Annotated in this window: 19 protein-coding genes; 5 read left to right on the forward strand and 14 right to left on the reverse strand. The window is 56.3% G+C overall.

The features are described 5' to 3' along the window. Positions 1 to 95 precede the first annotated feature (95 nt). Positions 96 to 413: a PadR family transcriptional regulator gene (locus tag B7L68_RS06580; RefSeq protein ID WP_081246887.1), complete on the reverse strand. Its 318-nt coding sequence runs from the start codon at positions 411 to 413 to the stop codon at positions 96 to 98. Between the two features lie 73 nt (positions 414 to 486). On the opposite strand from B7L68_RS06580, the gene B7L68_RS06585 reads away from it, so the two are divergent. Beyond that, on the forward strand, positions 487 to 1,542 hold the full coding sequence (locus B7L68_RS06585) for an inositol-3-phosphate synthase (protein WP_081246888.1): 1,056 nt from the start codon (positions 487 to 489) through the stop codon (positions 1,540 to 1,542). 2 nt (positions 1,543 to 1,544) lie between these two features. Here B7L68_RS06585 and B7L68_RS06590 read toward each other — a convergent pair whose 3' ends face one another. The 5 genes from B7L68_RS06590 to B7L68_RS06610 form a co-directional block, all read right to left on the reverse strand. Then, a complete protein-coding gene (locus tag B7L68_RS06590; RefSeq protein WP_238136363.1) occupies positions 1,545 to 2,771 on the reverse strand; it encodes a glycosyltransferase in 1,227 nt (408 codons plus the stop codon). A 64-nt stretch (positions 2,772 to 2,835) separates the two neighbouring features. Beyond that, positions 2,836 to 4,773, reverse strand: a complete 1,938-nt coding sequence (locus B7L68_RS06595) for a (Fe-S)-binding protein (RefSeq protein ID WP_081246889.1) — start codon at positions 4,771 to 4,773, stop codon at positions 2,836 to 2,838. A gap of 111 nt (positions 4,774 to 4,884) precedes the next feature. Further along, positions 4,885 to 5,535: a CRISPR-associated protein Cas4 gene (cas4, locus tag B7L68_RS06600; RefSeq protein WP_081246890.1), complete on the reverse strand. Its 651-nt coding sequence runs from the start codon at positions 5,533 to 5,535 to the stop codon at positions 4,885 to 4,887. 19 nt (positions 5,536 to 5,554) lie between these two features. Then, positions 5,555 to 7,099 carry a GTP-binding protein gene (locus tag B7L68_RS06605; protein ID WP_081246891.1) on the reverse strand — a complete coding sequence of 515 codons (1,545 nt, stop codon included), beginning with the start codon at positions 7,097 to 7,099 and terminating at the stop codon, positions 5,555 to 5,557. Positions 7,100 to 7,152: 53 nt separating this feature from the next. Continuing rightward, entirely contained in the window at positions 7,153 to 9,330 is a 2,178-nt protein-coding gene (locus tag B7L68_RS06610; RefSeq protein WP_081246892.1) for a sodium-translocating pyrophosphatase, read from the reverse strand. Positions 9,331 to 9,562: 232 nt separating this feature from the next. Between B7L68_RS06610 and B7L68_RS06615 the strand changes: the two genes are divergently transcribed. Next, positions 9,563 to 11,899: a V-type ATPase 116kDa subunit family protein gene (locus tag B7L68_RS06615; protein ID WP_081246893.1), complete on the forward strand. Its 2,337-nt coding sequence runs from the start codon at positions 9,563 to 9,565 to the stop codon at positions 11,897 to 11,899. Further along, entirely contained in the window at positions 11,899 to 12,570 is a 672-nt protein-coding gene (locus tag B7L68_RS06620; protein WP_081246894.1) for a 5,10-methylenetetrahydrofolate reductase, read from the forward strand. The genes B7L68_RS06615 and B7L68_RS06620 overlap by 1 nt, the downstream gene beginning before the upstream one ends. Here the strand turns inward: B7L68_RS06620 and B7L68_RS06625 are convergent. The 7 genes from B7L68_RS06625 to cobA form a co-directional block, all read right to left on the reverse strand. Then, complete coding sequence (locus B7L68_RS06625) at positions 12,538 to 12,801, reverse strand: RNase P/RNase MRP subunit p29 (RefSeq protein WP_081246895.1); 264 nt, start codon at positions 12,799 to 12,801, stop codon at positions 12,538 to 12,540. The two genes, B7L68_RS06620 and B7L68_RS06625, sit on opposite strands and share 33 nt — an antisense overlap. Beyond that, on the reverse strand, positions 12,798 to 13,007 hold the full coding sequence (gene rpmC, locus B7L68_RS06630; protein ID WP_081246896.1) for a 50S ribosomal protein L29: 210 nt from the start codon (positions 13,005 to 13,007) through the stop codon (positions 12,798 to 12,800). The genes B7L68_RS06625 and rpmC overlap by 4 nt, the downstream gene beginning before the upstream one ends. A 29-nt stretch (positions 13,008 to 13,036) precedes the next feature. After that, the gene (locus B7L68_RS06635) at positions 13,037 to 13,687 is read right to left on the reverse strand and encodes a 30S ribosomal protein S3 (RefSeq protein WP_081246897.1); all 651 of its coding nucleotides are present in this window, start codon (positions 13,685 to 13,687) and stop codon (positions 13,037 to 13,039) included. Between the two features lie 168 nt (positions 13,688 to 13,855). Next, positions 13,856 to 14,878, reverse strand: a complete 1,023-nt coding sequence (hemB, locus tag B7L68_RS06640; protein WP_081246898.1) for a porphobilinogen synthase — start codon at positions 14,876 to 14,878, stop codon at positions 13,856 to 13,858. Positions 14,879 to 14,884: 6 nt separating this feature from the next. Then, entirely contained in the window at positions 14,885 to 15,523 is a 639-nt protein-coding gene (locus B7L68_RS06645) for a bifunctional precorrin-2 dehydrogenase/sirohydrochlorin ferrochelatase (RefSeq protein WP_081246899.1), read from the reverse strand. A 28-nt stretch (positions 15,524 to 15,551) separates the two neighbouring features. Beyond that, the gene (locus B7L68_RS06650) at positions 15,552 to 16,172 is read right to left on the reverse strand and encodes a uroporphyrinogen-III synthase (protein ID WP_081246900.1); all 621 of its coding nucleotides are present in this window, start codon (positions 16,170 to 16,172) and stop codon (positions 15,552 to 15,554) included. After that, positions 16,163 to 16,891: a uroporphyrinogen-III C-methyltransferase gene (cobA, locus tag B7L68_RS06655; protein ID WP_081246901.1), complete on the reverse strand. Its 729-nt coding sequence runs from the start codon at positions 16,889 to 16,891 to the stop codon at positions 16,163 to 16,165. Before cobA ends, B7L68_RS06650 begins: the two co-directional genes overlap by 10 nt. A 29-nt stretch (positions 16,892 to 16,920) precedes the next feature. Here cobA and B7L68_RS06660 point away from each other — a divergent pair, with 29 nt between their 5' ends. Then, positions 16,921 to 18,204, forward strand: coding sequence for a glutamate-1-semialdehyde 2,1-aminomutase (locus tag B7L68_RS06660; RefSeq protein WP_081246902.1), 1,284 nt, complete (start codon positions 16,921 to 16,923; stop codon positions 18,202 to 18,204). Here B7L68_RS06660 and B7L68_RS06665 read toward each other — a convergent pair. After that, positions 18,167 to 19,372: an NAD(P)-binding domain-containing protein gene (locus B7L68_RS06665; protein WP_081246903.1), complete on the reverse strand. Its 1,206-nt coding sequence runs from the start codon at positions 19,370 to 19,372 to the stop codon at positions 18,167 to 18,169. The genes B7L68_RS06660 and B7L68_RS06665 overlap by 38 nt on opposite strands. Before the next feature lie 62 nt (positions 19,373 to 19,434). Between B7L68_RS06665 and hemC the strand changes: the two genes are divergently transcribed. Beyond that, entirely contained in the window at positions 19,435 to 20,340 is a 906-nt protein-coding gene (hemC, locus tag B7L68_RS06670) for a hydroxymethylbilane synthase (protein WP_081246904.1), read from the forward strand. Positions 20,341 to 20,504 lie beyond the last annotated feature (164 nt).

The following is a 20,504-nucleotide window of genomic DNA, read 5'->3' on the forward strand; positions in this document are numbered from 1 at the left end:
AGGCTGAAGCGCATGGATGTCGGCGGCGTTCAGGAAATTCTGTCCGATCACCCGCCTGTGCCTAAACGCCTGAGGTTCCTAGACTCGGTGGAGGTCTAGGGCTCTATCTCCAGGAACTTCAGCAGGTTTTTCATCTCGTTTACGGCGACTCTGTAGGATCTAAGGCCCTCCTCGCTCACGACATAGACCTTTCTGCCTGCCTCATCCCTCTCTGCGAGGACTCCGTCCGCCACCATTCTTTTCAGGAGGACGTACCCATAGACGTTGCTTATATTGAAGCCAAGGGCTCTTAGGCGAGATATGATGCCGTATCCGTGGAGAGGGCCTTCCCTCAGCAGTATGGCCACGGCGTAGAGCCATAGGTTGCCCTTGCCTATGCAGTTCCGGAACTTCAGATACGCCCTGGTGGGCATCAACGCATCGTACGGGCGAGTTTAAATGCTTATGCTTACAGAATAATTTATTAACAGATCTGTTTAGATGGACATGCCCATTAGGGTCGGGATAGCGGGCGTGGGCAACTGCGCCTCAGCCTTGGTGCAAGGGGTCGAGATGTATAGGCGATATCCTGAGCTGGAGCCTCTGGTGGCGTTCAAGAAGATCGGCAACTACACGGTGACCGATATAGAGTTTGCCGCGGCCTTCGACATAGATGCACGTAAGGTGGGCAAAGACCTCGCTGAGGCCGTATTCTCGCCGCCGAACAACGCTACGAAGGTCTATCAGCCCGGAAAACTGGGCGTCGTCGTCAAGGCCGGGCCCGTTCTCGACGGGAAGCCCGAGGGCAATATAGTCGATAAGGTGGTCGAAGGCTCTCTTGAGGACGTCGTGAGGGAGCTTGAGTCGACCAACACGGAGGTGTTGGTCAACTATCTGCCGACGGGGGCTAGAAAAGCCGCCGAGGCCTATGCCGAGGCGGCCCTGAGGACTAGGTCGGCGTTCATAAACGCCATGCCAGCGCCTATTGCGACCAGCGAGGTCTGGCAGCGAAAATTCGCCGAGAGGGAGGTGCCGCTGTTAGGCGACGACACTCAGAACCAGATAGGGGCCACCGTGTTGCACAAGACGCTCATACATCTACTGTCCCTAAGGGGGGTCTCCGTGATGGATACCTACCAGATAAACGTAGGCGGTACGCCAGATTTCGTCAATCTGATGTACAGAAGAGGCGATAAGGAAAAGACGAAGACCGCGGCGGTCAAGAAGATGGCCGAGGGGCAGGACTTCAATGCGTATATAGCCCCGGTTGCCTACATACCGTTTCTTGGCGATAGGAAGATAGCGCATATGTTGATAGAAGGGCGTATATTCGGCGGAGTCCCCATCAACATAAGGGTGGAGTTGGAGGTGCACGACGCTTGGAACAGCGCCGCGGTGGTCTCCGACGCGATAAGACTCGCCAAACTTGCTCTAGACAGACATATAGGAGGTCCTATATACAGCGCCTCGGCTTGGGGCTTCAAGAACCCGCCGCTACATATGCCCCCCGAGGAGGCCTATAGAGCGGTGATCGAGTTCATAAACGGCGAACGGAACAGCTAGGTCTATCTAACCGCGCTGGCTAATTTCCTCTGGGTTCTAACCCAGCCGTACTCCCTGCCCATAATCCCGAGCGCCGTGCCGGCTATGTGCACAAACGCCGTCACGAGCTCCAAGAACGGAGCCAAGATGTCGGGCCTTGTCGGAGTGTGGTATTTGGACTCCACATATATATCGATGGCAAGACCCGCCGAAAACAGGTAGAGAAGCAGAACTATTTCAGGCACGGTGAGTTGCGGCCCCATTACCAGCCTGTATATGAGCAACACTATTATGGCTACGTAAACCGAGCTCGTGGCGAATACGGTACCCTGGAAGAAGAAATCAATCTTTCTGGCCATGGGGATGTCGCTCTTGATGACCGGGACTAGATACCTTAGAAACACTTTGATGGTGCCCGAGGCCCACCTCAGCTGTTGTTTGAAGTACGACTTAAGGTTGCGGGGGGGCCTGCCCCATGTGTAGAGCCCCCAGGTCGCCGCTATGGAATAGCCGTTGAGCCACATACGGACAGAAAGATCTAGGTCCTCGGTTACCGTATCCTCCGAAAACCAAAGCTTGACGATGGGCTCCAGCCTCGCTATAGCCGTCGAGCCCGTGAATATGGGCATCATGTTCAGACGGGTTCTGCCCACCAGCATGGTCCCCGATATGTCGTGGGATACTGAGACCAACGCATCGAGCGAGGAGCCCAGATATAGATGCCTCTGGACCCCTTGCACCAGGTCAACCCCCAGTCTCTTTATGGTTGAGACGGCCCTCCTGATGAAGTCGAAGTCGGGGGGTTCATGATCGCTGTCGACGAAGATCACGTATTTGGGGTTCCGGAGCGGCTTCAACGACATAAGGCCTCTTATCGCGTCGTTCAAGGCGCCTCCCTTCAGCCCAAATCTGCCTTCCCTCATGAATAATATCAGCTGCTCGTTGGAGAAGACCCGGAGAGGTCTGGGAGTCCTCACGATGCCGGAGGGCTTGAGCTTGTAGGGCTCCACCAGACCCATATCGCCGCAGTCCTCGATCACAGCCACTTTATAATTTCTGTAGTTTTGGGTTAGCCACTTAGGGAGCGTCTCGAACAGATTCTCATCTCTACAAGACGGCATCACGACGTAGACTCCATCATCGTCATCGTCATATACGCCGTTGGCCTGGCCCTCCGACGACAGGAAGGTAGTCACTAGGTGCCAAGTTGCCGTCACAGCGCCTATGGCCAATAGCACCAGGAAAATCATGTAGGAAATATGCCCCTATTTATTTAGAGCAGCAAAAGCCTTGCTTTAGGGTTTGAGGAGAGAGTCAGCTAGAGCGACCAACTAAGTTCTCGTAAATTATCTCGGCAAGGTCCTTTATTGAGACACTAGCCTCCTTGTTCCTCGCGGCGTCAGACAGCATGGCGTTGCAGAATGGGCAAAGCGTAACTATCGTCGATGCCCCCGTCTCCATCAACTGCTCAAGCCTTATGTGGCTTATACGCCTCTCCTCCTTGACATCATACCAATAATTGGCGCCGCCCGCCCCGCAACAGAAGGTTCTCTCGCCGTGTAGCTTGGCCTCCCTCAGCTCGCCAAGCCTTACGACGATCTTCCGCTGAGGCTCCACGACCTTGTTCTGCCTGGCGAGATAACAGGGATCGTGTATGGCATAAGTACCAACGCCGCCGTTTATCTTTATCTTCCCCGCCTCCACTAGCTGGCTTAGAAACTCTACGTGGTGATAGACGTTGAGCTGCACTCCGAAGCGCCTATATTCATTCTTAAATGTATTATATCCATGCGGACATATAGTAATTATATTTTTTACATTATATTTATTGAATAAATTCTTATTATTAAGAGCGATCTCTTGGAATCTGCTCTCTTCGCCCAACCTTCTGGCGGGGTCGCCACAACAAGTCTCCTCATCGCCGAGCACCGCTATCTTGTCTAGAAGACCTGCCTCCCTAAGTACGCCCACAAATGCCTTTATGATTTGTCTAGTTCTATTGTCGAAACTACCCATGCAGCCAACCCACAGCAGATACTCGAAGTTGGGATTCTCGCTGACAGTCTTAACGCCCAATTCCCTCAGCCAGTCGTGTCTCCCATAGTTACTTTGCATCTGGGTATTGCCATATTGGCTCAAAGACATTAATAAATCAGATTTCTTCTGGTCCAACTTGGATTCGAAAACAAGACTTCTTCTAATATCTATAATATAATCAACATGTCTTATATAAACAGGACAAGACGCCATACATGCGCCACATGTCGTGCACGCCCATACTTCATCCTCCTGAAGCCCTAGCTCAAAGAGCGATTTATCGGCTTTGGCCTCAGATATCTTGTTTATAAGGATGCGCGGGCTGAGCGGACGGCCTGCCTTAGTAGCGGGACATACATCTTCGCATCTATTACATCTCGTACAAGCATCGGCCATAACTCTGTGAAGCAAGTCCAAATCCGCCTTCGACTTCACGCCGATTTTTACTTCGGTCTGGCCGCTTTCAACTATCTTCTCTAGGTCAAACGGAGTGGTGAGCTCGCCGTATCCTCTATCTATTTCTACATAATTTATAAATGATAACTCCATATGCCTCAATATAGTTAATGGTATTATCGCAATTAATAAAAATACAATCGTTATATGTATAAAATATGAATATATATATAATTCACGTGACGGTGTCGGGAGCAGATAGGATAGAGGAGACCAAGGGGTTGGGCCGCCGAAATAATACTCGACCCTATATCTCTGTAGTATCATTCCTGTTAAACTTATAATTATGAATCCTATTAATACTGCTATATATTCTTTATAATTATTATATATAGTTTTATATTTAGTAATTCTATATATAGCCAGTAGGGGGCCTATGAGCAAAAGTACTGCGGCTATGTCCAGCAAAAACCTAAATGCCAAGAACACGGGACCGCCGTATGTTATATCCGCATAGTGAGTCACAGCGACTATTATGGTCGCCACCAGCGAGATCCCCAGCCCTATCATCAATAGATAGTGAGCCACGCCGCCCAGAGCTTCTTCAATAAAAAATCTGCGATGTATTATAAATTCATAAATAAATCTATATGATTTCTTTTTAAATATATATTTGATAAGTATTTTAATGCCACCAAGCTCGCGTAGAAGCCTATCAGTAAAATAGATAAGCGAAACAACAGAGAGGATAGCTAGGCCATAGACCACATATGCCGTGAACGGCGGCATATCCAGATACTCTATGTAATATGCCGACATGGATCGTGGCGGCTCCGCCCTTTTTATAGATTTCTTTATTCTTATATCTATCTAAAGTACCCTATCTACTTATCATATTAATCGTTTTACTCTATTTGCATATCTATAGTACTATTTAGAATATATATCACATATTGATCTAAATGGACAACCTCTGCAACGCCCTCTGTCAACGGGCGGCGGCTCGGAGCTTTTCAGGACATTCCTTATTTCGTCGAGCACCTTGGCGGCTTCTGGATTGCGCTCTATCCTTTCCACCTTGTTCCTATAGACAAGATATCCGAAATCCGCCTTTAACAGCTCTATGTATATCTGTAGTTGCTTCACGTGGGACTCCCTTGTCGTTACGCCGCTCTTTATCTCAACAGGTATCATCTTCTCGTTACGCCTAAACACGAGGTCCACAACCCCGACCATATCGCCCAGCTCGATCCTGTATTCGGCCAAGACGTCCTCCGCGGCCGAGAGCATCCTCTCGTATCTTTCATGGAGCAGACGGCCCCTTATGAGGGCCACCAGCGATCTGCGCGTAAGGAACTTCCTCCCGAGCCTCGCCTGTACCCAGAGTAGACGGGGGCAATACTCATAGTCATTTATCATAGATGGCGTAATTCTCCCGAAGTCGTACCTCACGGCGTAGATGTTGGGCCTCAGCGCCTCCACCTCGTCCGTCTTCTGGAGCTCCCTGAGGGCCTCGTCCAAGGTCAGCCGCTCCAGGTCGTCGCATCTAACTACCTTACACAAAGGCGGAGGTATTAGCACTGGCGGTAACGGACACCTATTAATATATATGGATCACACGGCCCAGCACCCTCGTCGGGCCGTTCCTGAATATGAACCTCTCGCCGTTGGGCACAGCCCAGGGCCGCGACAGCCTCAGCTCTATCTTGCCCACATCACCCATCATCAACGCGCCTTTATCTATCCACGTTATCGTGGCGGGCGACCTTATCGACCTTAGATGCAACACGCCCGTAAAGCCGGGCCTTATCACCGTCGGATGTCTCAGGACTATCACGTCGGCTCCTAGCCTGACAGCCGACTTCAGAGGCTCCGACGTGAGGGCCATGCCCTTACGTACGTCCTCAAAGCCCTCTATCGCTACGGTTATGTACTGTCCAGGGCTCGCCGAGGCCACGGAGATCCTGTTTACTTGTATCGATTTTATCCTGACGGGCCTCCAGCCGCCGTCGTCCGTAGGACCCACGAGGACTTTTTGGCCTGAGATCAGCCGGCCGCCTTCGAGCAAACCCCCCACCACCGTGCCCACTCCCCGAACCTTATATATCTCGGAAATATAGAGGGTCGGAGGGCCCGAGCCCCTCCAGTGAAGTCTCTTGGGCAGTAGGGACAGAAAACGCCTTAGCCTGTCCAGCCCCTCGCCCGTCACGTTGGAGACAAGGAATATAGGCGCGACGCGCCCCGTGGGCATGATCTTTGCGGCGATAACCGCATCCTCGTCGTTCTTGGCCACGTACGGGACCTTGCTGACGCCTGGCATCTTCAGCACGCCCGCCACATCTTCGAGTGTCTTCTCTAGGACGGCTTTGGGCGTTATGTCCACTCTAGTCACCACCACAAAGACCGGTAGGTTCATGGCCACGGCCACGGCCAGATGCTCCTTCGTCATCCTCTGGACGCCGGAGTTGGCGGCGACAACCAGCATCCCGTAGTCCGGCGCGTTTCCCAAGATGCCTCTCAGAGAGGTTCTGAGGTAGCCCTCGTGGCCTCCTATATCTATAAACAAAATGGCTTTATCGGAGTTTAGATAGACCGACGCCTCGTCCAGCGGGTCGGGCAGATCCGCGTTGACTACTTTGTAGCCCTTGAAGCCCATAAGCCTCGTGGATATAGCCGACGTGCGGCCCGTGAGCACCTCGTGCTTAAAGCGGGCCGCGTAGACCCTCGCGCTTCCCCTCCCATCGTCCAGACGGCCGGTGATCAACACGCCTATAAGCGTCGACTTGCCGGCATCCACGTTGCCCATAGCCACCACGTGGACGACCGGAGGCGGATTGTCCTCGCCCGCCCTGTTCCTTATCAATACCTCGGCCACCTTCCCCCTCAATCCCTCCCTCAGCCCCACTAAATACGCCACTGCCCCTATCCTCTCCGCAGCCTTCTCCACGACCGAGAGCGCCTCCCTGAGGTCTCCGTCGCTCAGGCCGAGCGGCTTGCCGTCGTCGGATACACCTATTAGATAGAACGCCTCGCCACCGCCCTCCACCAGCCGGCGTTTCATCTGACCCGCAAGACGCTCGAGATCTACATCTCTAACCATCAACTTATACTCCCTGTTCCCCTCCTCGCTCTCAGGGGGATACATCTACACTGGAGCAAAAGATAAAAGGATTTTTTAGTTTTTCCCTAAATGATTATTTAAAACGGAAGCAAACCAGTCAGGGCAATTGCCATATACACATTGGCAGATACTATAGCAAATGCGAACACCACGGATAGCGTGTTCAATACCTTTATCAGCGGGTTTAAAGACGGGCCGGATGTGTCCTTAAACGGATCGCCTACAGTATCGCCGACGACGGCCGCCTTGTGTTGCTCGGTTTTCTTCAAACCCTGTAGCTCGATATACTTCTTGGCATTGTCCCAAGCGGCGCCTGAATTAGCCATCAGCAAGGCCCGAGGGACTCCGGAGACCAAAGCGCCCAGGATCAGGCCGGCCAGCGCCTGCCAGCCGAGTATGAAGCCGGTCGCCAGAGGCACCACTATCACCACCAAGCCGGGCAACAGAAACTCTCTGAGGGCCCTCCTAGTCGCTATATCGACTACTCTAGCGTAGTCGGGTTGCTCCTTCCACTCGAGGATTCCGGGCTTCTCCCGGAACTGCCTCCTTATCTCCTCCGCTATCTCCATAGCAGTCCTCCCGACCGCCGTCAAGGTCCTGCTGGTGAAGAAATAGACGATCATTACGCCTATAAATGCACCAACTAGTACATTGGGATTTATAATAGATATCTGAGTTATAATAGATGTATTAGAAGCAGATCCTGTCAATAAAGAAACAAGTTGTTGATTCAGTATTTGCGCCATGGACTTCATAATTTCAAACATAAGCGCTATGAACAGCACGAGGGCGGCAAGCGCGGCGCTGGTTACCGCATAGCCCTTAGTCGTGGCCTTGGTGGTATTGCCTATGGAATCGAATACATCGGTAATATTTCTGACGCTTTCGGGGAGGCCGGCCATCTCGACTACGCCGTTGGCGTTGTCGCTGACGGGGCCGTAGGAATCCGCAGTTATTATTATTCCCGCTATGGCCAATAGGCCGACGGAGGCCAGAGCCGTGCCGAATATTCCAGCCAGATACGGGCCATAGCTCCCGAAGCCGGTTACATGAAACGCGGAGAAGCCTATGGCGTAGGAAATCCCCAAGACGGCCACTATCACGAGCAATGTGGGCACGGCGCTTGTCAGACCGATGCCGTATCCTGTCACTATTACGGTGGCCGGGCTTATCTTGGTCTGTTCCGCTATTTCCTTTACGGGTCTGTAGTTATAGGAGGTGTAGTAATCGGTTATTTTAACCACGAGCGGCGCCACGATGGCGCCCAGAGCCGCCGACAAGGCCATGGCGATCGCCTCCACAACGCCTAGCCCCAACGCGAAGACGCCGGCGAAGAACAGAATAATCGACAGCGCTATTGTGACGTATATGGCGAAACTGATAGAGCTCATTGGATTCTTTACATTCTTCGTCCTCAACAGGTTCACGCCGACGAAGGTCGCAATAAGCGCCAACGACGCAATAAGTATAACTCCCTCGATATAGGCCGACGATAGACCCAATATGTCGGCCAGGAATATGGCGGCGGTCACGGTAACTATGTAAGATTCGTACACGTCGGCCGCCATGCCGGCGACGTCCCCCACGTTGTCGCCCACGTTATCGGCTATCACACCCGGGTTCCTCGGGTCGTCCTCGGGTATCCCCGCCTCGATCTTGCCCACCAGGTCTGCCCCGAGGTCGGCCGCCTTCGTATATATGCCACCGCCGACCCTCATGAAGAGCGTAACCAAGCTTGCGCCGAAGCCGAGGGCCACCAGCGGAGTGGCCCACTCCCCCGGCGTAACTGACCTAAATATCAGGTAAAATCCGGAGATCAACAGCAGGGCGACGCTTGCAAGCGAGAGGCCCATGACGGCCCCGGCGCGCCAGGACACCAATAAGGCCTTGCCCATTCCGCCGTCCGCCGCCGCCTGCGCCACCCGCGAGGCGGATCTTGTGGTTACGTACATGCCGAGGTAGCCCGCCAGCATGGATCCCAAGGCGCCAACCACGAAGCCGATAGCGGTGAGCCCCGGCAACCCTTTGGTCATATCCACAGCTACATATATAACTACGGCCAATATAATTAAAAGTATTGATAAAGTCCTGTATTGTCTGAATAGATAGGCACGAGCGCCCGTCGCTATGGCGTTGCTTATGAACACCATCTTTTCCGTACCTGGGTTCTGTCTCAGAACCCATCTAGCTAGGTAGATAGCGTATAGCAGACCGAGGGCGCCGACAGATAGCCCTATAATCGGTATAATCGACATAGACCCAGCGTCTCTAAAGATTATTTAAAATTTTGTTATTCATGATTATTTTCGACTTTCCATGTTGCCGAATTCTTAGATTTATTTAAGTGTTATATAATATTATATTTTCGATTTTATATTAAAATGAAATATAATATTATAATATGAAATATAATTTATCAGTCTGTACATATCGCCCTTCGATCCAGCTGTGAGGTCAGTATTTAATAACCGAGATTTCTCCTCGCTAGTGCCTCTTGAGCGCGTAGTGGAATTCAGGATAGCCGCGCCGGTCGATGTTCTGCCCGATTTAATATTCTACATAGGAAAGACCGGTGTTGCCATGTTCGAAGAAAGGCCTCAGAGGCTGGCGAGGCCTAGAGATCCAGAAATACAACGTGACGTCAAGAAGCTCGACGAAATCCTATCTCTATTATCTCAATACTATAAGCCGAATATAGTCGCTTTACCAAGGGAACCTATCTCCCGCTTGCTAGATAAAGCGTTGAACGACCTCATGCCTATATTCGACGAGGTTAAGAACTACGCCCAAGAGCTACAGGACTTAAGGCGGAAACTCCAGCTGTCTACCGCGTTGGATCAGTTGAGAGGCCGCCGGTTCCCTAAGACCGAAGCTATTGACAACTTCATAGTTATACCTGGCAAATACGCCCAGGAGCTGATCAATCTGTCTAAAGATCTGGGCGCGGCGTTCATCTCGGTTGGCGACGCCGCCGTTATATCTGTGGATAAGGATAGGAGCAGACTTCTTCTATCGACTCTATCTAAGCTTGGGCTCGAGGTGCTCCGGCCGGAGTACTTGGAGATCCTCGAGGACCCCGCTTCCTTAAAAGACAGAATGGATAAATTATACAACGAATTGAGAGATAAAATTAATAAATATAAAAACTCTATAGATTTCGTTTACACATTAAGATATACGCTATCGATTGTACTCGACACATTCAACAAATCGGCGTTGTCAGAGGGCGAGGAGACGGGGCATCTGCTCACATCGCTATCGGCCGAGATCGAGCGGCTGAAGTCCGAGCTCCACGACTTGTCGGCCATAAGGGAGGCCCTAGTTGGGCTTAAGGCATCCGGCGCAAACAGCGTGAAGCTGCCCGATGGATTAGCTCTATATGTAGAGATGGGGGAACCCGGTGGAGCTACTAAAGTAATGTTGGGTAATAAAGAGGCATATTTGGCTAGAGATGGGCTAAGGGGCATAAAGATCCCTAGGCAATACCTAGATGATGTGGCTTCCTCCCTGAAGGTTGTAGAGGAGACTCTTAACTCCGTGGAGCGGTCGTTGAGAAATAGGGAGGGCGAGTTGAGAAGCCTCGAGGAGGTCTATAGGGAATACTCCACATACGGCGATGGGGACTGGCGCGCCCATAGGGATGTCGGCACGGTTATTTTCTACGCTAGGGAGCGCGATGTGGGCGTTGTGGACGAGGCTCTCGCCGAGCTCGTCAGGTCGCTGTCCGTCAGGCTCGATATAATTAGGAATATACGGTATAAGTACTTCCAGGACGTGCCGGCGAGGAGGAGGCCCACTCTGGAGAGGTTCCCGACTCCGGTCAGGCAGATTGTGGACAAGATAGCCTATATGTACGGGGTGCCTAGCGCCTCCGAGATAAGCCCGTCTGCGTTGGTCGCCGCATTGTTTCCCATATTCTTCGGCTGGATGTTCGGCGACTTGGGCCACGGACTATTGTTATTTCTATTCGGCCTGTGGCTCTACAAGAGCCTTTTCGGCGGGAGGTACAAGGACTGGGGGGTCATCTGGATGGTGACCGGCGCGTTCTCCATGTTCTTCGGCGGAGTTGTCTACGGCGAGTTTTTCGGCTTCCCTCTGTCCTACTTCGGGCTGGGCTGGGATGGGGTGATCCACATGTTTCAGCCAGTGGTGGGTCCGCAGATGGGGACGGCCGTGGAGACCGAGGGCATATTCGCCGATCTTCTGGCGGCTCTGCTCTTCGGCTATATAATAATGGCCGGCTCCTTCTCGCTCAAGATAGCCAACTTCCTCCTGGAGGGCGAAGGCGATATGGCCTTGGGTATAGGCATTCCCATATTGTTGATCTACGTATCGGCAGGCATGATAGTGCTCGGACTCCTCAAGCCTATCCTGCCCATGCCTCCGCTGATGGCCGACGTCCTAGACCTCCCCTGGATCTATATCCTAGTAGCCGCGATAGCGCTGCTCGTGGCAGGCGCCGCGGCCCTCACGGCTAAATATAGAGGATACGAGGAGAAGCCGCCGATAGGGCTGGAGATGGCCGTGGGTTTGGTGGAGGGCATCTTCGGCGGCCTTGCCAACGTGCCGAGCTTCGCCCGCCTTATGATATTGATATTGATGCACGGCATATTCACGAAGCTGTCCATGGGGTGGGCCCTGGCCGTGGCCGAGTCGGGCAACATGGCCGGCGCCATCGCCATAGCCGTTATATTCAACATACTCATAGCGGTCGGCGAGGGCTTCATATCGCTGGTCCAATCGCTCCGTCTGACTTTCTACGAGACTCTGAGCAAGTTCTACGAGGGGAGGGGGCGCCTCTTCATGCCGTTGGTCCTGCCCTAATGAGGATAATAGCCGAACTACCCCCCTCCACGTCCAGACGCGCGGTGGTTAGCCGGGCTAAGGCCGTATCAGACTACACCGACATGGTGGATGTGCCCGATTCCCCAGGCGGGAGGCCGAGCGCCCACGCGATCGCCGTGGCGTATCTGGCCAGGGAGGCCGGCTTGACGCCTATCGTCCACATACGCCTAAGCGACTTGAACATGCTCGCGTATCGCTCCCTGCTGGGAGCGGCCAGACTCCTAGGGCTGGACTACGTAGTCCCGCTGTCAGGGGATCCGCCGTCGGTCGGCCGGCCGGTCGGCCATCTGGCCACTGAGGAGGCTGTGTCCATAGCTAGGGAGTACGGGCTCAAGGTCGGCGTTCTGTTGAGCATGCGGAGGAACTACGCCGAGAGGCTGAAGATAGGGGCGGACTTCTATCTGGTTCTGAACCTCGACGACCCGAGGTCTCTGGAGAACCTGGCGACGGTCGAGGCATATCCCTACGTCATATTGAGGACGGAGAGGAACGCTGGGCTTGTGGAGAGGCTTGGACAGCCCTCGGTGGAGCTCAAGTCGTTGGCTAAATACGTGGAGCTGTTGGAACGATACGTCAACGCCGTGATAATTTCCGCGCCCGGCGATTTCGAGGCCGAGCTATCCGCCCTCTCTCTTCTCGCCAGGAGGTAGGCACTTTTCGCTCAACAGCCGCACGTCTCTATAGCCCACCAAGTATATGCCTCTTATCAACACCGCCCTGTCGAGATCCACGAAGTCGCATAGTCTCTTGGGCACAAGCGCCACCTCAGCGCCCCTGAGTATATACAGAGCCTCTCTGCTCTCCCCCACGACCAGGCCCTCGGTCTCGTGGCCGCAGTTTATCGCCTTGACCCTCCGGCCGAGGAGGTCCCAGCAACTCACCTAGACTCCTCGCGCTCTATGGTCAAAATCCGCGCTATGGCCCTTCTCACGAACCTGATCCTGCCTGAATTCTCCACGATGCCTCTGGCGCGCTGGGTCTGCAACTTGACGTATTCAGCCCTAAGCTGATCGAGCAACTTCAGCCTGTCCTCTCTGCCCATCTGCCTCAGGGTTTTGGCGTTCAATTTCTTGGGGGCCGAGGACATATCGCCGACATGCAGCCTGTTTTAAAACATTACTGGGCCTGTGCCTCCTGCCTGACCGGAGGCTTCAGCTTGAAGTCGTCTGCAAACCTGGCGCTTGCGGGCGCTATAGCGGCCCTTATGCCGTATATGCCCGGCTTCAACAAGACGTGGACGACGCCCCTCCTCACGGTTCTCGTCGAGTCGAAGCCCGTCTTGTAGATCTTGCCCACCTTGTACTTCTCGAACTTGGCCCTCTCCGTGGATAGCTTGCCGCTTATGACCAGCTCGAACCCCCTGGCGCCAGCCTCGGTGACTTGTCTAATCGCTATAAAGGCCGCCCTACGGAACCTTATGCCCTTGGCCATCGCGTTGGCTATCCTATAGGCCACGACCTTGGGGAACATCTCTGGCACATCTACCTTCGAGATATCTATCACGTCTATCTGGGGGTTCTCCACGCCCAGCTTGGACCCCAGGATCTGGCTCAACTCCTTCACGACGGCGCCCTTCTTACCAATTATTCTGCTTGGCCTCTCGGCGTATATAACGATCCTGGTCCCCAGAGGCGTCTTCAAGATCTCCGAATCGACGTAGCCCAGCCTAGCCAGTTTATACTCAAGAAACTCCTTGACCACCCACCTCTTCACGTTGTCCTGAAGTATCTTCTTGTAGACAGCGAGCCGTTTGCCTTGCTGAGACACGCCTCCCCTGAAAGCCCCACCTTTAAAAGTTCTCCTCCGGCGTCAGCACCCCCGTATGGGACGTACAGAGACGCCGGCAACCCCAGTGATTTAAAAATTCGGCATGATGTTTATACATGATGAGGACTCCAAATGGGCTCGGGCTTGCCGGTTCACTCCTTGCTGATCTCAAAACGGCGTGCCCTCCCCCAGCCACTTGGCGGCGTCTAGGGCGTAGTATGTCAATATCAGATCGGCGCCGGCCCTCTTGATCCCGAACAGGACCTCCAGGGCGATCAGACGCTCGTCGAGATAGCCCATCTTGGCGGCGGCTTTTACCATGGAGTATTCGCCGGACACGCTGTAGGCCGCAAGAGGCGACCAGGGGAACGAGTCCTTGACGAGCCTTATCACGTCTAGGTACGCCAGGGCGGGCTTGACCATGACTATGTCGGCGCCCTCCTCCAAGTCCAACATGACCTCCTTCACGGCCTCCCGCGAGTTGCGCGGATCCATCTGGTAGGTCCTCCTATCGCCGAACTTAGGCGCCGACGACGCCGCGGTGCGGAAGGGGCCGTAGAAGGCGGAGGCGTATTTGGCCGAATACGCCATTATCCCCACGTCTTGATAGCCGGCGGCGTCTAGCGCCTGTCTTATCGCCCTCACCTGGCCGTCCATCATGCCGCTGGGCGCGACGAAGTCCACGCCGGCGTCCGCATAGACAACCGCCTCTCTGGCGTATATGGCGATGGTCTTGTCGTTGTCGACCCTCCATCTCTTGCCGTCTCCGACCACCACGCCGCAGTGGCCGTGGTCGGTGTACTCGCAGAGACATACGTCGGCAAATAGGAGGATCTTGTCGCCGAAGACCTCCTTAAGTAGCCTGATCGCCCGGGGCACCACGCCCTGGGGATCGTAGGACGCCTTGCCCTCCGGATCCTTCAGATCGTCGGGCAAGACCCCGAAGAGGATGAACTTATCCACTCCCAGGCCCAGCGCTTCCTCCACGTGTTTGACCAAGGCGTCGCCGACGGGCCATCTGAAGTAGCCCGGCATAGACCCTATGGGCTCTCTATCCACGCCGTCTTTGACGAATATAGGCATTATGAAGGCGCCGGGCGACAGCGACGTCTCGGCCACCGCATCTCTCACCAGCTTGTTCGCCCTCAGCCTTCTAGGCCTCGAGACGGGGTACAACAGCTGTACCTGCATGGCGCGTCAGACGTATTTACTTAATATTTCTCGCGCCCTCCTCAACGCGGAGTCGACGTCCCCCCTCTTGACGTGGTCCATGAACTCGCCGTCATCGGCAAGCTCTCTATAGAACGCCAGTCTGCGCCTCACATCGCCTATCCTTCTCTTGGCCTCTTCCTTGGCCGCCGCGTACGCCTTGAAGAAGGTGGGTATCCAGCTCCCCCTTATGCATTCCTCTATTAGGTCCAGCGACAGGCGGGCCGGCGTCCCGGCGGCTCCCTCGCTGGTCGTCGCCACCTTTATGCCCTCCACGTCTCTGAAGTAGGGGACCACCACGTGCGTCCTGGCCGCATCCGTTGCGTCGTTGACCAGCTTGCCCATGGACTCCGCCAGCGTGAACAGCCTCTCGGCGAGCGGCCCATTATCCACGGCCACGACCACCACGTCGGCCCACCTTATGTCCTCGTCGGGGTCGTATTCGCTGAGGTCTGCCAGCTTCACCTCGACGCCCAGGGCCCTTATCTCGGGGCTCACCTCCTTCGCCACCACCCTGACCTTGGCGCCGGCCGACGCGAACAACCTAGCCCTTCTGGTGCCCACGGAGCCGCCGCCGAAGATGACGACCCTGAGCCTAGAGGCCTCCACCCACAGCGGGATCCTCATGGAGGGCGTTGGGGCCGGGCTTATTAGTCTACCCCAGGAGCTCCATAGCGGTCTTGAACGCGCTCTCTATGGTGGACTCGGCGGCCACCACGTGGGGTACGCCCAGAGATTTTAGACGCGCCGACGTCACAGGCCCTATGGCCACCACCTTCTTGCCGCTGAGGTCGACAAACCGCGCGATGCTCTCCGCAACTGTGGCGCTGGTCAGCACGACGACGCTGGACCTCGCGACGGCTTCGGCGGCCTGCCTCAACTTCTCCCCGTCTATGTATATATCGTACACAGATACCTCGACGACGTCGGGCAGAAGCCTCCTCAACACGTCGTTGCCTGCGCTGGACCTCAAGACCACGACCCTTCCCGGGGCCAACTCTCCGATCAGACGGGCCACGCCGTAGCTGCTGTATTCCCGCGGCACGACGCAACCCCCTACCGCGGACGCGGTGGCGGGGCCGACGCATATGACGCATCTGAAACGGCCTCTGACGGCCTCGAGGTCCACGGCCCTCGCCACGGCGGGGCTCATGACCACCAGATAATCCCCCTCGGGTATCGATATGTTTGTGCGCGGCGATATCGACCCTACGGATATGCATTGGGCTCCCTCGGGACATGGCCCCTCCTTGATCCTGATTATCGCTATCGACATAGCGCCTCCCTCAGCCGCAGCCCCCTTTCGACAGTTCTCCCCACTACTATCACGGCGGGATTGCGCACGGCATCTAGGCCGCCCAGCGTAGTCGCGCGGAACCTCTCGTCCTCGAAAAATGCCGACTCTATCACGGCGACGGGCGTGTCGGGCGGGAGGCCGCCCTCCATCAATTCGGCGGCTATCTCTCTCGCCGACGCGGCCCCCATATAGATAACTATGGTGTCCACCGCGGCCGCCAGCCTCTTGAAGTCGACCTGCCTCCTCCCCTTAGAGGGGTCCTCCCTTCCCGTCACCAAGGCGACCGAGCTGGCGGTGCCTCTCGCCACGGGCGGTATATAGTGTTTGGCGGGGGCCGCGAGGCCGCTCGTCACGCCGGGCACGAACTCGCAACGGATCCCCCGCGATGCGAGGTATTCGCATTCCTCGAAGCCTCTGCCGAACACCAAGGGGTCGCCGCCGTGCAGCCTGACCACCACGTCGTACTTAAGCGCCAGATTATACAGCATCTCGTTTATCTCCTGCTGCGACGGACCCTGCCCCCCGGGCTTCTTCCCCACGTAGACGAGAAGCGCCTGGGGTCTGGCGCGCGACAGCAATGCCTGGGGCACCAGCCGGTCGTACACTATCGCGTCGGCGGTCTCGATCAGCCTCAGGCCCTTCAGCGTGATCAGCTCAGGGTCCCCTGGACCGGCGCCGACTATGAAGACCCTACCCACAAAGTTTAAACCATCGCTATTTTTAACCTATGGACATATGGGATAGGGCTAGGGCCGTGTTTCCAGGCGGCGTCAACTCGCCAGCGAGGGCGTTGAGACATCTCGCCGCGCCTTTGGTGGCCCTAGGGGCCGACGGGCCCTACCTCTTCACTGACCGCGGACGCCTTGTGGATTTCTGCTCGGCCTTCGGCGCCATAATGCTCGGCCACAACAACCCAAAGGTGCGGGAGGCGGTCGAGCGGCAGCTGGGAAGGGGGTGGATATATGCGCTGCTGACCGAGCAGGAGGTGGAGTTAGCCGAGAGGATAAGGTCCCACGTGCCCTCTATACGCAAGCTCAGATTCGTCAACACGGGGACCGAGGCCACCATGAACGCCATAAGGCTCGCCAGAGGCTACACGAGGCGCGACGTGATAATAAAGTTCGACGGCAACTTCCACGGGTCTCACGACCACGTGCTGGTCAAGGCCGGGTCCGGCGCGGCGACCTGGGGCATCCCCACGAGCGCCGGGATACCGGCCGACGTGGTCAAGCTCGTCGTCGTGGCTCCCTACAACGACGTGGCTGCCTTCGAGCGCGCCGTAAGGGAGGTCGGGGATAGGCTCGCGGCGGTTATCGCGGAGCCCATCGCCGGCAACTACGGCCTCATAATACCGGACAGAGACTTCATCAAGTCTCTGAGGGAGGAGACGGAGAAAGTGGGCGCGGTCCTAATCCTGGACGAGGTGATCACCGGCTTCAGGGTGGGGCTCTCGGGCGCCCAGGGCCTCTTCGGCGTGAGGCCCGACTTGACCACCTTGGGTAAGGTGATAGGCGGCGGCTTCCCCATAGGCGTCTTCGGCGGGAGCACGGAGATCATGGATCTCGTGGCGCCCAACGGGCCGGTCTACAACGCCGGCACCTTCAACGCCCACCCCGTCTCGATGGCCGCAGGTCTGGCGGTTCTCGGCGAGCTGGAGACCGGCAGACCCTATGAGGTGGCCGACGCAGCCGCCGAGCGCGTCGCCAAGGGCATCGAGGAGATAGCGGGCAGATACGGATTCGACGTCGTCGTGAAGCACATATCGTCCATGTTCCAGCTGTACTTCAAGCGCGGCGACGTCAAAACGCCCGACGACGTGAGGAAAAGCGACGAGAAGGTATACCTCAAGCTACACGAGATAGCGCTGAGGCACGGCGTCTATCTGGCCCCCAGCCAGTACGAGGTGAACTTCACGACGGCCGCCCACACGCGGGAGGTCGTCGAGCAATCCCTGCGTTCTCTTGAGGAGTCGTTCAGGGAGCTGAAGGCCGCTCTGCGACGGGCTTCTTGACGCGTTTCTTGGCCTCCTCTACGATTTCGAGTATCTCCTCGACCTTGCCCTGTCCCGCGAGCTCCCTCAGCGCTTCGACGATAGGGAGAACGGCCCTCTTGGCTGAGGACCTAGCCGCCGTCAACGAGTCGGAGCCCGCGCGGGAGGCCTCCTCCCTGGCTGCAACCTCGACGAATTGCATGTACTCGCCGAGCTCGATCTCCACCATCCTCTTGGCGACAGCCTTCTCTACGTTGTCAAGCTCCTCCAAGGCGAGGGCCCTCGCCTTCTCTATCTCGCCGATCCTCTCCCTGTTGTAACGCGCCGCTATGCCCTCGAGATCCTCCAGCCTCACAACCTTCACGGGCAGACCCCTCGGCACGTTTCCCGGCACGCCGAGATCCACTATGGCCTTCACCCTGCTGCCCGGCGGTATCTCGGTTATTATCGGCTCGAAGGAGAGGGCGGTCGTGAACACAACGTCGCAGGTCTTCAGGCATTCGGCCACGCTTGCGCCGTCCAGCGGCATGGCGACGGCGCCGTACTTCCTCGCCACCTCTTCGGCGCGCTCAAACGTGCGGTTAAGAACGTAGATACGGCCGGCGCCTCCATCCCTGAGCTCCTTGACCAGCCCGCTGCCGACGGAGCCGGCGCCTATGACGCCCACGCTTAGATTCCCCAGATCGCCGAACTTCTCCCTTACATATATTATTGCGAGGCTCCCGAGTCCCCGAGGCCCCCTGGAGATGTTGGTGCGGGTCCTCACCATTTTGCCGAACCTGATGGCGCGCTCCACGACGGTCTTGAGGGGCTCCCGCGCTATGTGTGCCTTGACCTGGCTGTCGTAGGCCTCCTCCAGCTGGCCCAGTATGTCCGTCTCGCCGATCAGCATGGAGTCCAGGCCGGCCGCAACCTCGAGGAGATGCAGGGCGGCCTCGCGCCCCCTCCTCAAGACGACTCTGTCGGCGTATTCCTTATAGTGGGCCAGGACCAGCTCCGCGGCGGCCTGGGGGACATCCCAGGCATAGACCTCCACCCGATTACACGTATGTAGGACGAAGAGGGGGATGGGGAAATACGGCGCAACGCCGATGAGCTCCATGACGCCCCTCCCCAGCTCACCCAGCTTATCCGTCGGCACCTCCCTGAACGTTATAGATGCCGAAAACAGCCTATCGAGGACGGGCACTCCCCCGTTATGTTGGGTGTATTTAAGCTGTATTCCCTTTTTAAAAGGGACTAGGCCAGCGTGTGAAGTTGCGGATAGCTACCAGAGGCAGCAGGCTGAGCCTGCTCCAGACCGAGCTGTTCGCCGGCAGTCTAAAGGAGGTCGAGCCCGATCTGGAGTTTGAGATAGTCGTCGTGAAGACGGTGGGGGATCTGGTCCAAGATAGGCCTCTGTATGCAATAAACGTCAAGGGTGTCTTCGAGAAAGAAGTTAACCTGGCCGTGTTGAGGGGGCAGGCCGACATAGCTGTGCACTCCCTAAAGGACCTGCCCTCGGAGATCCACGAAGAGCTGACGGTGGCGGGATATTCGAGGAGAGATCCGCCGTACGATGTGGTCGCGAGCGTGGAGGGGTACGGCATACAGGACCTGCCCCGAGGCGCCAAGATCGGCACGTCGAGCGTGAGGCGGGCGGCCTTCTTGAAGGCCTTGAGGCCCGACGTAAATATAGTGCCCCTTAGGGGCAACGTCGACACGAGGTTGAACAAGGTGTTGGCAGGCGTCGTCGATGCGGCGGTGCTCGCCGAAGCCGGGGTGAGGAGACTATACGGCGAGGGCGCGCCTGTGAAGATCAAGAGAATCCAGCCCGACGAGATCCCGCCGGCGCCTGGACAAGGCATAGTGGCCGCCGTGGCGCGGAGAGACGACGGCGGTATCGTAGATCTGTTGAGGAAGGCCAGCGATCCCAGAGCCGCCCTAGAGGCGAGAGCTGAGAGGACGTTCCTAAGAGAGGTGGGCGGAGGTTGCCATATGGCTGTGGGGGGCTTCGCCACTGCCACGGCAAACGGGATAGAGTTCCTCGCAGGCTGGGCCTCCGCGGATGGGGGCAGGAAGGTCTTGGTGAGGGCTTTCGGCGAAGTTCCCGAGGAGGTCGGCGCCAGGGCCGCCCGCGCGCTTAAGTCTGCGTTGGGCCACCACGGCCTCCGCTGACCGCAGAGCCCCACAGATGCGGAGCGCGGCCATATGGGCGAAAGGTTTAAAAATTGCTGGGAATATATGTAAAGGGCCGGTCGTCTAGCGGAAGGATGCCCAGGCGCCGGCATCCGACGAGCTCTAACAGGATGCCGGCGCCGTATATGCCTTGCGCGCGGGAG

This window comes from Thermoproteus sp. CP80 (assembly GCF_002077075.2).
Taxonomy (GTDB): Archaea; Thermoproteota; Thermoprotei; order Thermoproteales; family Thermoproteaceae; genus Thermoproteus.